This window comes from Parapedobacter flavus, from assembly GCF_035818675.1.
GTDB classification, from domain to species: Bacteria; Bacteroidota; Bacteroidia; order Sphingobacteriales; family Sphingobacteriaceae; genus Parapedobacter; species Parapedobacter flavus.
Window position 1 is genome coordinate 15,614 of record NZ_JAYKZZ010000034.1, and the last position, 14,814, is coordinate 30,427.

Below are 14,814 nucleotides of genomic sequence, written 5' to 3' on the forward strand. Positions count from 1 at the left end.
AAAGGAGATTGTATCGAATCCCCGCAACAAATATAAAAAAATATTTACACATATGTTTGTTTTAACATACATATGTGTAAGTTTTTATTTACATACTGGGCAGATATATGCACATTCAAGCTTGAAACCCACTTTTAAGCGCTTATTGAATGGAGATTCCGAGCAAAATACATGATGAATTTATACTATTAAAAGCTGCATTCGAAAATGGCTTAATTACAGAAATGAGCCAATTGGAAAAACAAAAGCCAACAAGAATTGCAGAATTAGCCGGAATGAATCATAGCAGATATGCCGCAAAATTATTCGAACCTTGGGAATTTTCACCTTCCGAAATCAGCAGAATCGCCCTTATCATCAACGTAGATTCAGGATTAATCATGAAAGTGATAGCTAATCAATTAAGAGCGCAGGAAATTGTAAGAATTCTTACAAACTTAAAGAAAATAGAAGAGCAAAAAACAAAAACATCACAAAAGAAAGACTGAAGGAACGGCCAAAACTCACCATTTCTTACTAGCACGGTACATCAAACGTAAATTGTGGTCTGTGTCAACCAAAAAGGATGAGTTTTATTCTAAATAAGAGATTAAGTGAACGAAGGATTAAAGATAAATAAAATTAAGCGATGAACTACCTCGGTCTTTTTTCTGGTTGTGGGGGAGCAGACATTGGATTTCATAACATTGGATTTAATAATATTGGGAGTTTTGATATTAACAGACCCGCGCTTACCGTATTGAAAAATAATTTAGGAGTTCCTGTTTATAATGTAGATCTAACTACTGCAACCGTTTCGGAATATATCGGTGATAAGTCTGTTGACGTAGTCTTTTCCGGTGCACCGTGTCAAGGATTCTCCACAGCAGGCAATAGGATATACTCGGATCCTAGGAATAATTTGTTAGTACGGGGTGGTGAAATCGCACTCGAATTGAACACAAAAGTGTTTATATCAGAAAACGTAATGGGATCACTCGCCGGTAACTTGAAAGAATATTGGCAAAAACTCGACAAAAAATTTATTGCCAATGGCTTTAAAACGGAGTTTATTAAAGTCAACTGCTTAGATATTGGCATGGCTCAAATGCGGAAACGGGTTTTGTTTTTTGCGTGGAAGGGGGCTGTGCAGTCAATATCGTGGCCATCCAAAAAGCAACCCAAAAATCTTGGAGATGTTTTATATGATGTAGAAGCACAATATAATAATGAAGGCTACATTATAGGTAGTGATGATGAAAGACTAAAAATAGCTGCAAAAATCCAACAAACCCAAAAACTCAGCAACGTTAGGGGTGGTCACCGAGCCGTCGCTACATGGGAAATTCCAGAAGTTTTTGGCGAAGTGAATGCCGCTGAAAAATCAATTTTAGAATCGCTTAGAAATTTAAGGCGTAAAAACAGAATACGGGATTTTGGAGACGCAGATCCCGTTCATATCGAGTTGGTCATCCAAGAACACGGAGAGGAAGTCGAAGGCAAACTAAAATCACTGGAAAAAAAAGGGTATGTCAGAAAAAAGGGAATAGACACTTATGATTTGACGCGGACATTTAACGGAAAATATCGAAGGTTGGCGATGAATGAACCTTGCCCGACCGTTGACACAAGATTTGGTAATCCCATATTTTTTCTGCATCCACGAGAAAATAGGGGCTTCACAGTAAGAGAGGCGGCAAGAATACAAGGATTTCCTGATGACTTCATTTTTGAGGGCTCGTTACAAGAGAAGTATCGAATGATTGGAAATGCTGTTCCCCCTCCATTATCCGAGATTGTGGCCAACATTGTTAAAGAGCAACTTTTATGAATAGCACGATTGAGCATTGGGTGAATCAATGGTCTGTAGATGAAGATAGTGACATTTATAGAAATATAAATTCTCAAGTCAATTTCTTTGCTAGGGAGCTTTACCATGATTATCAACCGACCCAGGGTCAAGCAGTGAGTTTTCAAGATAGACTTGAAAATTGGTTATTAAATGCTGATGACGATGATGATAAAAAGACTTTATTTAAGATCTTGCCACATCTATTTTACGTTGGCAATAAGGAGTTTGCCGCACTGTATAAGGTTGCCTACAACGAATTGATAGCTTCATGGCTGATTGATACTGACAACATTGACTTTAATGACCTTGACGACGCAAAAAAACAGCTTGACCAAGGGATAAGAGACTGTTGGATTTGTCCTATTACAGACAGTATGCAAATAAATGCATTTTTCCATATAAATAATATCCCCAATAATAGATGGAATGAATGGCGTCCCCAATGGCGTAGGATAGAGCGAGAAGGAGATAATGAGCCTCTTTGGCAATCATATGAATCTTATATTACCAAACACAATATAAAAAAGCTTGTGATTTTAGAAGACTTCGTAGGATCGGGCAGTCAAATAGCGGGAACCGTTGAATTTATCATGAAGAAAAACCTCGATCTAGATGTTCTCCTACTTCCCTTAATCAACTGTCCAGATGGCGTTGTGCGATTTAATAATTTAGCTGAAAATTATGATAGACTTACATATAAAAGCGTAATGGAACTTCCAGAACGTTGTTTTGTAAAAGAGACCGTAGCGGTCGATGAACCATTAGAGTTTGTAGCCTTTCGACAGTTAGCGAAAAAAACATACCTTCTGGTAAGCGGTGGTATTCCAGAGCTAGATAATGGTAAGCCATATTCTCCTTTTGGTTTCAGAAAAACTGGAGGATTGGTTGTCATGTTTACCAATACGCCTAATAATACGTTACCGATGGTTCATTGGTCATCAAATAGCTGGTTCCCAATTTTCTTAAGGCATTCAAGAAACTAGTTCATGGAAAACAGAAGAAATCCCTTTCATGAAATATATCTAACTGAATCCATCGGGTCAGAGAGTTTTGTTAGGTTATTCAGCCCGTATTTGGTTGACAAAACTTTAGCCCTTTTTGAACCGGGACACGTCATTTTGAAAGGGTTGCCCGGTACCGGGAAGAGTATGCTTCTTAGTTTGCTCAAACCATCAATTAGGAAGGCTTACGCAAGAAATAACATTGATTTTCCAGTTCCAGAAAATTTGAATAAGTTTATTGGTGCTGGAATAAATTTAAGGAGAAGCGGTGTTAGTGATTTTGGCCAAAGACCCGTAGATAAGGCGAAAGGATTTGAAGAGTCGCCTTACTATTTCGCTGACTACCTCAACTATTGGATAGTACTGGACATACTGGAATCAATTGAGGAATTGGGTGAGGAAACGGCTCTAGCTGAACAAATTGGCATAGACGTGAATGAAAAGAATTTACACGTTTTCTCAGAAGCATTATCATCCGATCCTTGTTGGAATGGATATTTATCGGAAATCAAATCTTATCGCGAGTTAAAAGCCAGATTAGATCAAAGGATACGATTCTATAGAAACTTCTTAAATTACAATAGTGATGCGATTCCGGAAGAAATAAAATCCACTAAAACAGTCATCGGTTTCCCAATGACTGTTTTAGCCAAGACGTTAAGAGAAAGCAACGTAATTTCAGATAAAACAGAAATATTCGTGAGAATAGATCAATATGAAGAACTTGCTTGGTTAGAGGATATTCCTAATCATCCGGAGAAAGTGTACCAGCAAATGGTACATAAACTTCTCGCCATGCGGGATACTTCTGTCTCTTATAGACTGGGAACAAGGCATTTCGCTTGGGATGTAAGGGGAAATATTTTCGGCACATCAGCGAGACTTGAAAAAGGAAGAAATTACATTGACATCTCTATTGACTCTTTACTGAAAAGGAAAGAAAATCGTCGAACTTGGGTATTCCCAGATTTTGCTGAAGACATACTGCAGAGAAGAATAAATCTGTCTGGATTAAAATACAGTGATTCACAAAAAAAAGGAGTCTTGGCTCTAGCATTCGGAAGAAGTGGTAAACCATCGGCGAAGGCAAGACTTTATATTAAATCTGACAAGAAAAAAGCTATTAAGGTTGAAAAAGATTGGCCCGCTCCGTGGAATGAGTTCCTAAATAACTTGGCTGAAGAAGACCCCTTTAACGCAAGATTGGCCGAAGCGTGGGTGCGACAAAAAGGAAAACAGAAGCAATCCGTGATGTACAATATCCCCCTTTCCAAACCTTATCCATGGGAAAAGCAATGGTGGAAGAAAGAACGATCGGAGCAAGCTCTTATTCAGATTGCTTCTAGGAACAATCAACAATTGATGTGGTTCGGGAAGGAAGATATTTTATCCCTCTGCGGGAGTAATATTTTAGCTTTTCTTCAATTATGTAGAAGTATTTGGGACGTTTGGATACGGGATACTTACAACATAGAACAGACGGACAGTCTGCCCCAGTTCGATAGTGAAATCCAGTCCGTTGGGGTAATAGAAACTAGCAATGCCTGGTATGAAAATATTTCTTTAGAAAAAGGAGGTAGAGATAGGAAGACTTTCATCAACTTTCTTGGATCCCTTTTTTATAAAACTTTAGTAGAGGACCTAGCCATGTCAAACCCCGGACACTATGGCTTCTCCCTTGATATTGAAGAACTGGAAAAGGACGCTGAACTTAGAAAATTTTTAAATGAAGCTACCGATTATGGAGACCTGTATGACGCACCCCATACTTCTAAACTAAAGGATAAAAGAGAAAGGATTAAATGGTATTTAAATCCTATTTTATCTCCCCGTTTCAAGCTTCCATCTGTACACACCAAAGAGCCAATTTATACATCTGTCAATACAGTAAAAAAATGGAGAAGAAGTTGTTTGGAAGAAGAGAACGGGTTACTCAGTACCAAAGCTAAACGAAGCAAGAAAACGGGCGGTAGCGACGATGGTCAAATATCTTTGAATTTTTAATTTTTAGATAATGCTTGGACAGAAACTTAGACCTTGGGGGGAATTGTCGTGGCTGCTATCTAAAAGTGATGGCCTTGACTGGAATGTTATAGGAAGTATTTCGTTTGAAGATAGATGCCATGGCCTCTTATCAAAACTTCCAGGTAGCCAAATCACAAATCATCTTTTTTTTAATATCCTACCTCATGAATCTAAAGTAAAAAGTTCGCAGATGAAAAAGCTGCGATCCAATTCAGCGGTATTGCAGGGACATGGAGTTACCAAACAGCAAACCATAGACATTCATTTATTAGAGCCTATTGACACATTTCTGACACCCTTGCAACAATTTCTTGAGGATTCGAATGGGAATATTGTTTTGGATGTTTCGTGTCTTCCAAAACGTTTTTTCTTTCCTATCTTGAAAAGATTGCTGAAAAGCGAGAAGTTGGAAAATTTAATTGTCACCTATACCAAACCCTCCAAGTATTCATCCGATGAACTATCTTGGGACCCCGCAGAGTGGAGTCATATACCGACATTTATGTCCACTGATTTTAGAGAATCGAAGCCTGATTTGGCAATTATTTCAGTAGGTTTTGTTCCTTTGGGGCTTACAAGTTTACTCACCGGAACGTATAGTGAAGCAGAAGTAAAATTGCTGTTCCCCCATCCTCCGGGCCCTCCTAATTATCAACGGAACTGGGAATTTGTAAGAAGAATTGTTACTTCCTATCCGCGATTAGCGTTAAATGAGATGCAAAGGGTGCATGCCTTGAATGCTGCCGATGCTTTTGATACTCTGTGTCAAATTACAAATAATGGAAAGAAAAAATCCATATTAGCTCCCTATGGGCCCAAACCCATTTCGCTGGCTATGGCGCTTTATGCGATTGAAACAGGAGTACCCGCGTATTACACACAACCAAGTTATTATGCGACGGACTACTCAACTGGCGTAAAAGAGACGTATGGTTATTGGATTGTTAATTCTGGAAAGAAGCTCTACACACTATAATACAAACCGTTCATGATCCAGAAGATAGTTCATTACACTACCTCAACAACCATTACCTATTACTATTGCCAGTCTATTGCAACTGCAGACAAGAACAAAGGCTATATAGATGCATAATTGTCGGAGATTCCTCTTTAATGGATAAAACGTCGATGCTGCCCCCCGTAACGGGCATGTTGACCCCCTCCGATAGGCCATGGGTTGAGTGTTTCCCAATGACCTGACAATTTTACTTCTTTTTTCTCATACTTTCACCTTTCTTATGGAAAGCTTTCCATAAGAAAGGTTATGATAGCTTAATTTTAAGATATCGAACCTGTGGGATAAATAGATAACCTATGAGAGTGCAAAAGCTCTTTCAATAAACTCTTCGAGTTCCACCAACTTGAACTGACGGTATTCACAATAGCGAGTGAACAGTAGCGCGGGGTTGATTGCCATATTAATGATTGGTCTATCTGTTACCCGACTGGGGAGGCACACTGTACCGTTATAATGAAATAGGTCTTCGGATTGTGTAAGCATGGGAAAAACCAATACATTTAAACATGCAGCTTCCATGTCTGCCCAGGGCGCCCTAATGCCCGTTCTATACAGTATAAACTCGTAAAAGTACTGCTTTACAATGTCGCCTACCCCCGGATTATTTGTCAATCCTTCCTCTTCGTCAAATTTGATAAGGTAATACTTGGCATCAATGATTAATAATATAGGCTTAATCGGATGTGGCAACCACCGGAGCACATCAGGTCTTAGGGTATGTCTCTCAGCCTTCAGCCGATCATTCTCCCAGATCGGTTTGGACAGGTATTGTTCGTAATGTTTATATTCATTCCCGAAGCAAAAGCCAATCGCATCCTCCCAAACATGCTCAAAGCTGTTATGGCCATATATGCTGAACTCGTCGTTTGTATAATCATTGGTAATTTGGATAAGTTCCATTAATGCACGTAACAGTCGTAATTCTCTATCGGCATAAGTGACCCGAAGCTGTCCTTCCAAAGTTGCCAATAAAAACTCATTAGCACCAAAATCTGTTACCCATAGATTAAATTCGGGCGGCAACGACAAATCGAAATCAAGTAATAGGCCGTACCGGTGCATACTATAAGCTACCGCCCAACGGTGTATTTGGCTAACCAGTGAGTCGGCAACAACTTCGGAATGTAAATGGTGGGTGTCATAATATATTGGTGCTTTGTTTATAAGAGGCTCGGTACGCTCAATCGTGTGATCCCATAAAACTTCACCTTTCCCTCCAGATGTTACCGTATGCTGATCCATAACCCAAATGCCATACTGAACAAAATCTTTGAGCAGGAAATCCGCTATAGCAATTTCATTTGTGTTATCTGAGGTCTTTGAACTGCTGAAAAAATCCACACTATCGATGGAGGTATGAATCCGCCTTTCATATGTCTTTAAAATATTTATAAGCAAACGTGCTTGGGTAACGTATTCAGCGTCTTCCCTGAGCTGCCGATGTAGATGCTTTGGCAATATGCATATAACACGATCATGATTAGACGCTATACCTACATAGCTAAAGCGAGCAACCGATTGTTTAATTGAAATGAACCTTTGGATAAGGAACTCCTCATAAAGGGCACCCAACAAGTCTTCTATCTCCTCAACTGGATAAGAGACCTCTTGTTCGAAAAGGAATGTAATATTATCAATTTGTTTCTTCAGCATACTCGACATCTAGAAGCGCAATCTCAGCGAGCCGGTCGGACAGAGCGCTTTGGAAAACATCGCCTTCTTTGTAATGTTCGATGATCTCATTGAATGTTCCGTACTTAAAAAGGACGCGCGGATTATGACGTAACACGTCGTCACGCAAATAAACGAGTAATTTATTCTTAACTGAATCTTCGTTAGCTAGTTCATCAGCCGACATGAAAAAAGGACCCAACAGCCTATCTTCCAGAACTTTATTAAGTGTCAGAAAATTATTTATCTCTCGCCGGAAATCGTTCCAGCGATAGGTTACCCCACAAAACGTGATTGTATGGTGTGCCATTATGGCCTCTCCCTGATTGAGTGGAAGATATTCGAAATACCACCGACGCTTGAACGCTGCATCCATGTGAAACACACCTTGGTCTGCGCTATTCATTGTGGCCCATAGGTATAGATTATTTGGAATATAAATCCCGTTATCAATAAGGTCATTTCGCTCACCGAGCTCGCTACGAACATATTGCATGGCCTCATCGGAAAGCATAACCCGATAAACACTTTTGCCATTTTCCCTATCAAGCAATTGAAATACCTCACCGAACACTGCTGCCGCATTCGCACGGTTTATCTCTTCAATCACCAACACATATGGTTCCGGAGATTTATAAGCCTCCACCAGTGCTTGTAAAAATGGACCCGGCACAAACGTATAGTCAATGACGGGCTCGTTTACCACCGGATAACCAGCTTGCTCGTGAGTTTTGGAAGGCGAATAGGCAGCCCCAGTATATTTATAATAGGTGCTCGGCTTATAACTACCCACAAACTTTGAGTAGGAATAGTCGGGATAAAATGTGACGCGCTTCTTACGAGCACCAAAAGATTTGGAGCGCTCTTCTAGAATATAGCTTTTCCCGGTACCGGGTGCACCGTAGAGGAGGAGGTTGCGGTATACGAGACTTCGTTCGACCTCCTCTTCTTTTAGCGGCAATTCGGGAATAATATTATAGAACCGGCTGATATTAAAGTTCGTAAAAAGCAAGCATTTCTGAGACTCCTGGCCCGAATATAGGGTCTGTGCAAATGGAGCCCTAGTCAACTCCCCGGCATTTGCTTTAATCAAGGTTCCTTCCATTGAAAGTGTTCTCTCGGAAGAATCTTCTGGAGCAAATAACTTAACAAGTTCACCAAAAAGTGCTTTCCTGTTTATTCGGGTATCTGAAAACATTATCTCAGTATCATCCGAATGAAAGAAGGAGACGTTATTAACGTCAAAATGGAATTCTTCCATAAAACGTTGCACTGCAGATTGTGTAGAGACATCGTCAGGAAAAGGGACTTCTTGGTAGAGAATCGCCACAACGTCTTTTATAGAAAGCGGGGAGCCTTTTAGGAAGGCATCAAAAACATTTGATATCCAGTCGTTCGAAAAGGTAACAAAAGTTAATTCTGTAGATTGAAAGTCCTTGTTATCATCTCCAAAATAAAAAATCCGCTGCAGCTCAGATGACAATTCACCGTTCCTCAATTGATAAGAATAGCTTGTTTTTATCTTCTCTTTTCTCTTGATATCCAATACACTGAGTGCTACAAGTAACCCTAAGAACTTATTCAACGGGGCTTTCGTTGTCTTTTGTGCTTGAGTTATATTAGTCCAAGCTTTTCTCACGGAATCTTGGGAAATAAATTTCATGCTTTATAAGATTTGACCGCGCCTAACATATTTCGAATAATTGCTAAAAGCACCGGTATTGCTACAGAGTTCCCTAATTGTTTATATGCTTGATTGTCTGAAACTGGAAATTCAAATCTATCAGGAAAGCCCTGAAGCCTTAAGCTCTCCAGAACAGAAAGCTTACGCTGTAAGTCCCACAGCTTGGGTACCCGATTGGCGATTATTGTCGGTGCGTAAGTGTTTTCACAAGCGTAAAATGCTTCTTGGATTTGAGTCTTTGCCTTATCTCCAATATGAAACCTCAATGAGCCGTCAGGCTTTTGGTAGGAAAAAACACCATGTCTGCCCTTTTTTGTGTTGGCCGCGTATTTCGAATTATCGTGTTGAACCCTCTCTTCTCCAGATGTAAAATGATCTTGAATCCTCTCGATCTCAAATTTACTGAGTTTTAATCTAGGATCATCATTAGCATGCTCATCTATAATTGCGCTAAGTTTAGGTTTCGCTGAATTTCCTTCCGGAAATGTAAATTCAACGTCGCCCAAAAAACCGACACAATACCATCGTTCACGGTATTGAGGCAAACCAAAGTGATAACTGTTTAGTATGGTCCATTTAATCTTGTAACCGATGCTTTGGAGCGAATCTTCAATGACAGACAACGTCCTTCCACCGTCGTGAGATTTCAGTCCTTTCACATTTTCCAATAAGAACATCTTAGGTCGATGTTTCTCCAATATCTGCAGGACATCAAAAAACAATGTGCCCCTCGTCAAGTCCTTGAAGCCTTTATTCAGGCCTGCATAACTAAATGGTTGACAAGGAAATCCAGCACATAGTAGATCAAATTTATCCGGTATAAAACTCTTTGTGCTATCTTTTGTGATATCACCAAACGGAAGTTCCCCGAAATTCCTTCGATATGTTTTCTGTGCATGCTCGTCCCATTCACTCGTGAAAACACATTTCCCTCCGAGATCCTGAGCTGCCATCCGGAATCCCCCTATCCCGGCAAACAAGTCTATAAACGTAAAGGCGGGCTTATCTGGGCCGGGAAAGATGGACTCATTCTTAACGGAATTGAAAAGCAAATACTGTAAGGCGGATTCCGCAAACACGTTATCTATCGGTGTGTCTGGATACTTGTATTCCAAAACTTGCTTCACTAGAGAAACAGCTTCTTTCTTGAATTTTTTTGACACACCATTCCGATGGTTATGGAAAAAATGGCTGAGTGCTGCTTGCCCATCTTTCGCCGATTCAACCATTCTAACCTTATAGGAGATCCCGTTGATGTCTTCTTGACTGATACTTTCGACCAGATTCATTACAAAAATTTTTAAAAGTGCAAATATGGCCTAATGTAACATATGATAGTTACAAACTTTAGGCAAGTATACTAAAAACTCTTCAGCTAGAGAAAGACGATCATTCGAAAATGACCGAGCCAAAATTTTCCTGATTAATAAAGACTCGACAAAGATGCTAAAAAAACAACAATTTGCCTACAATTTATCTAAATAATTTAGTAAATTAGCATTGTGGGACATAAACTTATAATCATGGGAAATCAATTGAAACGCGGAGATCCATTACGACGTAGAACGGCCAGGCGGCTGAAATCAGTACTCGGCCGGATAGGGCACCCGCCCCGCCCCGGCCGTTTCGATGTACAGTTGCACTTGGTTGATGCATTTGTGAAGGTTCTTCCGCACATCTTCGCCCCAGAAACGGAATACGGTGTACCCCTTGGCAACGAGCGCCGCGCTGTTTTCTTTATCCCGTTGAATATTGCGCTCGATTTTGGGTATCCAGAAATGGCGGTTGCTCTTGATGCGGCCCTTGGTCTTTTCCCACTGGTGGCCGTGCCAGAACTCGCCATCCACGAAGATGGCCAATCGGTATTTGCGGATAACGATATCCGGCCGGCCGGGCAGGTCTTTGGCATGGATACGGTAGCGGATGCCCTTTGCCCAGAGTGCCTTGCGCAGCAGCAGCTCTGGCTTGGTGTTTTTGGCCCGGATGCGGCTCATGATATAAGAGCGCTGGGGGGTGGTGGTGAGATGGGGCATAGGTGTAAAGATACGGAAAAGCTAAATTCACTTAAATAATTACTGATATGATATTGACCAACGCTGAAAAACGACAAGATGTTCGTTATACCGTGATGGACCTGCCCGAAAACGAACTGTTGGCAACTGTCCGCGCCATGACTCGCGAGGAACTAATCGAATGGTTATGCTGGAACGACAGGAACGGCGTATACCGCGATGGGGATTCGGTGGCGGAATTCGGCAACGTGATGACGAAAGCCGAAGGGGAGGAAATCATGTTTCGCCAGATCATGTCTGAGCGTGACGATTGGGACGGGAAGATGGACGGTAAACGGATATACTGAAAACCGGTATAATCGGGGAAAGAATGCTAATTCTTATTTGACCGTTATTTGATGATGGAGCTATTGTTAGCTAGTATTAAGAGTGGGCGATACTATGCGTTTATGTGATGGCTATGTGATTCAATCGCGAGCTTATCGAGTAAGTTGTTAGTATTGAATAGATTGCTTCCTGATTGTTATGTGATTGAGGACAGAGAAAGCAACATAAATATTCTGTCATATAGATAAGGATTGTGCGCTCGTTATTTGATGATACTTGAATAATGGTATCTGAAGGGCGGTAAACTGTTTTGAGAACCAGGCGCAACCGCAATCTATATCACCAATCTTTGATGCTCTGGCTTGCTGTGGTATAAAACTGAAAAACATACCTTTGGCCAAACTTCACTATCGCCATGCTCATCGTTACTTGTGCAATCGTCATCCGTGAAAGCAAAATATTAATTTGCCAGCGCAGCAGCACGATGAACTTACCGTTGAAATGGGAGTTTCCGGGTGGCAAAGTGGAACCGGGCGAAGACGATGCGGCAACCGTTGTGCGCGAGATCAGCGAAGAGCTGCACTTGGATATCGAGGTAGTAAAACGGCTCGGACCGGTGGAACACGACTACCCGACTTTCCGGATTCGGTTGGTGCCTTTTATCGCGCATGTGGTAGGCGGGGAGTTACTACTCGAAGAGCATGTAGACGCTAAGTGGGTAGCCGTAGATGTCTTAGATCGATACGACTGGGCGCCCGCCGATGTGCCGATTGTTGAACAACTAAAAACCTTAGCTATATGGAATTAGGGATACTCCGCGAGCCTATTCCGAGTTACCTTTGGACGGCCTCGGCGAAGATGGCGGTGGGCCAATAAGGTTACAGTCATGCACTGCGGGGGTCCAAAATTCGACTTTATGGAGATATGGCTCGGTTTGCCGATGATCGACATGCCATAGCAGATAGCGCTTTCGGCACGTGGGATACTGTGGTTCGTGCGTGTATACCATGCGTATGTGCACATCGCCCTTCTCGAATTCTTCGATCTTCTTATTCAACGGTATGCCCAAAATGGCTTTCGTGAGTTTTCGGTAAATGCCGGGCTGGTCTACTTTATCGCTCACCAAAAATGCTGTGCAGAGCTCGTGGATGGAACGGCCAAAAAAAGGCTGAAGCCTACTGACGACAAGCTGTTCGAAGGTTTGCCCCGGAACATATTCATCAATGGATTTGACTAGGGGTACGGTATGGAACGTGGGCATAATTGGCGGTGTTTTGGTGACAAAGGTAATCGATCGATTTAGGGAAAGTCGAATCAAAAGCGGAAAACCCCGATTGGGCAAATCAGAAACCTTTATTTAACCATTGCATTGAATAACTGAAAGTTTTACTATATTTGTTAGCAGACAATTATATGCTATGGAAACTAATATTGCGGATGTCATTGCTATTATTGAGGATGGTCGCAGGAAAGCCTACTAGGCAATTAACACCTCTATGGTGGAAGCGTACTGGATGGCTGGAAAGCGGATACTGAGAAAGCTGATACTAATAAGGAAACTTGAAGCCGCAAATTGCGACATCAAATGATAACACAAGTGTTCGGATGAAATTCGACAAACTAGTAACGAGTATACAAGACACGCACGACGGGTTACAGCGTGCGGCGATCAAAGCGGTGAACAAATCGCTTACCGTACGCAATTGGCTGATTGGTTTAAATATTGTTGAGTTTGAACAGGACGGGCAAGATCGAGCGAAGTATGGTGAGCGATTACTTTCCGAACTGGCGGCGTCCATTAAAATTAAAGGGCTTTCGAAAACGAATCTAAAGCTATGCAGACAATTTTATATTGCATATCCCCACTTGCTTTCGGCAATAAAGGCCATGCTAGCTCATCTTGGCCTTCAAGTTCACACAATTGGTCAGACAGTGTCTGACCAATTGGAAAATACTGATTTTAAAAATGATACAATTCATCAGACAGTGTCTGACGAATTCAAAAAGGCCTTGATTCAGCCAGAAAAATTATTGGCTAATTTGTCATACTCCCATTTCTCGGAATTAATGACCATCACGGACATCCATAAAAGGACATTCTTCGAAATGGAAACGATAAAAGGCGGGTGGAATGTGCGAGAGCTGAGACGACAGATAAATACATTATACTATGAAAGAAGCGGAATAAGTAAAAAACCAGAGCAACTGTCTAAAGTTGTTAAGCAAAAAGCCGAACGCCTAGCTCCTGAGGATATTATCAAGTCTCCATTTACTTTCGAGTTTCTTGGGTTAAGCGCAAAAGATGTGGTTTACGAAAACGACCTTGAAAAAGCATTGTTGGAGCACTTGGAGAATTTCCTGCTCGAAATGGGCCATGGCTTCTGCTTCGAGGCCAAACAAAAACGAATCCTCATCGGCGATGAGTGGTTTTTCATCGACCTGGTCTTCTATCATCGTGTATTGAAATGCCATGTGCTGGTTGAACTCAAGGTCGATGAGGCCAAGCATGAGCATATCGGCCAGTTGAAAACCTATGTGAATTATTACAAAAAGGAGGTGATGCAGGCGGATGACAATCCGCCGGTAGGTATATTGTTGGTCACTAACCAAAACAAGGCATTAGTGGAATACGCTATTGCCGACAGTGACCAACAGCTATTCGTAAGCAAATACTTGCTTGAACTCCCTTCGAAGAAGGAACTGATTGCGGCAATCGAGCGGGAGAAAAATGTGCTGCGGGAGCAGGGTATTGTATATGGCGTAGAAGAGGAGTGAAAAAAACCGGTTTCGCCGCCAATAGCTTGATATTCCAAAATGGAACATCAAGCTCCTGACACGAATAATATCGATTTGGAAAAACTTTTAAACGCATTGAGTGAAGAAGAGCGAAGAGAGGTTTAAGGCGCGAGTAAAATGAGTAACCAGTTCTGCAATTGCGGCTCTTCGTAGACCGGGCGACCGTCTTCGTCCAACAAACCCAGAGATTCGGCAAGTTGGCGGCTCAAGGCAGCCGATTCGGGGTTCCGATCGTTGATGGCCTGCTGGTTAGCGTCAATAGATTTCTCTATAGCGGCAATGGCTCGCTGGATGACCTCCAGCTCGGCCTTGTATTTCTTTTGCTTGCGGAGGATAATCATCATCCGGTTATATGCTTCGGTATTCAGGTGCTTACGGCGTGTCAATGCACGGTATATTTTCAGGGCGTCCGCATGCTGCCCCTCCTTTTCCAGTTGACGCGCTTCGTC

The 14,814-nt window shown here is 41.6% G+C and carries 14 protein-coding genes; 8 read left to right on the top strand and 6 right to left on the bottom strand.

Going from position 1 to position 14,814, the window contains the following annotated elements:
* The first annotated feature begins 149 nt into the window (after window positions 1-149).
* The 5 genes from U9S71_RS19930 (at window position 150) to U9S71_RS19950 (ending at window position 5,833) form a co-directional block, all read left to right on the top strand.
* Window positions 150-488 carry a hypothetical protein gene (locus U9S71_RS19930; protein WP_326329597.1) on the top strand — a complete coding sequence of 113 codons (339 nt, stop codon included), beginning with the start codon at window positions 150-152 and terminating at the stop codon, window positions 486-488.
* 140 nt (window positions 489-628) lie between these two features.
* The gene (locus tag U9S71_RS19935) at window positions 629-1,810 is read left to right on the top strand and encodes a DNA cytosine methyltransferase (protein ID WP_326329598.1); all 1,182 of its coding nucleotides are present in this window, start codon (window positions 629-631) and stop codon (window positions 1,808-1,810) included.
* A complete protein-coding gene (locus U9S71_RS19940; protein ID WP_326329599.1) occupies window positions 1,807-2,814 on the top strand; it encodes a phosphoribosyltransferase-like protein in 1,008 nt (335 codons plus the stop codon). The genes U9S71_RS19935 and U9S71_RS19940 overlap by 4 nt, the downstream gene beginning before the upstream one ends.
* Window positions 2,815-2,817: 3 nt before the next feature.
* Window positions 2,818-4,836 carry an ORC-CDC6 family AAA ATPase gene (locus U9S71_RS19945; protein ID WP_326329600.1) on the top strand — a complete coding sequence of 673 codons (2,019 nt, stop codon included), beginning with the start codon at window positions 2,818-2,820 and terminating at the stop codon, window positions 4,834-4,836.
* Window positions 4,837-4,846: 10 nt separating this feature from the next.
* A complete protein-coding gene (locus tag U9S71_RS19950) occupies window positions 4,847-5,833 on the top strand; it encodes a hypothetical protein (protein WP_326329601.1) in 987 nt (328 codons plus the stop codon).
* A 336-nt stretch (window positions 5,834-6,169) separates the two neighbouring features.
* On the opposite strand, the gene U9S71_RS19955 is transcribed toward U9S71_RS19950, so the two are convergent.
* The 4 genes from U9S71_RS19955 to U9S71_RS19970 form a co-directional block, all read right to left on the bottom strand.
* A complete protein-coding gene (locus U9S71_RS19955; RefSeq protein ID WP_326329602.1) occupies window positions 6,170-7,528 on the bottom strand; it encodes an LlaJI family restriction endonuclease in 1,359 nt (452 codons plus the stop codon).
* Complete coding sequence (locus U9S71_RS19960; protein ID WP_326329604.1) at window positions 7,509-9,209, bottom strand: AAA family ATPase; 1,701 nt, start codon at window positions 9,207-9,209, stop codon at window positions 7,509-7,511. The genes U9S71_RS19955 and U9S71_RS19960 overlap by 20 nt, the downstream gene beginning before the upstream one ends.
* Window positions 9,206-10,519 (bottom strand): DNA cytosine methyltransferase, encoded by a 1,314-nt coding sequence (locus tag U9S71_RS19965; RefSeq protein WP_326329605.1) that lies wholly within the window; start codon window positions 10,517-10,519, stop codon window positions 9,206-9,208. Before U9S71_RS19965 ends, U9S71_RS19960 begins: the two co-directional genes overlap by 4 nt.
* Window positions 10,520-10,813: 294 nt before the next feature.
* The gene (locus U9S71_RS19970) at window positions 10,814-11,263 is read right to left on the bottom strand and encodes a very short patch repair endonuclease (protein ID WP_326329606.1); all 450 of its coding nucleotides are present in this window, start codon (window positions 11,261-11,263) and stop codon (window positions 10,814-10,816) included.
* Between the two features lie 47 nt (window positions 11,264-11,310).
* On the opposite strand from U9S71_RS19970, the gene U9S71_RS19975 reads away from it, so the two are divergent.
* Window positions 11,311-11,589, top strand: a complete 279-nt coding sequence (locus U9S71_RS19975; protein ID WP_326329607.1) for a hypothetical protein — start codon at window positions 11,311-11,313, stop codon at window positions 11,587-11,589.
* A gap of 395 nt (window positions 11,590-11,984) precedes the next feature.
* The gene (locus U9S71_RS19980; RefSeq protein ID WP_326329608.1) at window positions 11,985-12,377 is read left to right on the top strand and encodes a (deoxy)nucleoside triphosphate pyrophosphohydrolase; all 393 of its coding nucleotides are present in this window, start codon (window positions 11,985-11,987) and stop codon (window positions 12,375-12,377) included.
* 15 nt (window positions 12,378-12,392) lie between these two features.
* Here U9S71_RS19980 and U9S71_RS19985 read toward each other — a convergent pair whose 3' ends face one another.
* Window positions 12,393-12,830: a hypothetical protein gene (locus U9S71_RS19985; RefSeq protein WP_326329609.1), complete on the bottom strand. Its 438-nt coding sequence runs from the start codon at window positions 12,828-12,830 to the stop codon at window positions 12,393-12,395.
* A 344-nt stretch (window positions 12,831-13,174) separates the two neighbouring features.
* Here U9S71_RS19985 and U9S71_RS19990 point away from each other — a divergent pair, with 344 nt between their 5' ends.
* Window positions 13,175-14,344, top strand: a complete 1,170-nt coding sequence (locus U9S71_RS19990; RefSeq protein ID WP_326329610.1) for a PDDEXK nuclease domain-containing protein — start codon at window positions 13,175-13,177, stop codon at window positions 14,342-14,344.
* A gap of 122 nt (window positions 14,345-14,466) precedes the next feature.
* Here U9S71_RS19990 and U9S71_RS19995 read toward each other — a convergent pair.
* Window positions 14,467-14,814, bottom strand: a 348-nt coding sequence (locus U9S71_RS19995) for a hypothetical protein (RefSeq protein ID WP_326329611.1), incomplete at its 5' end; no start/stop codon positions are given.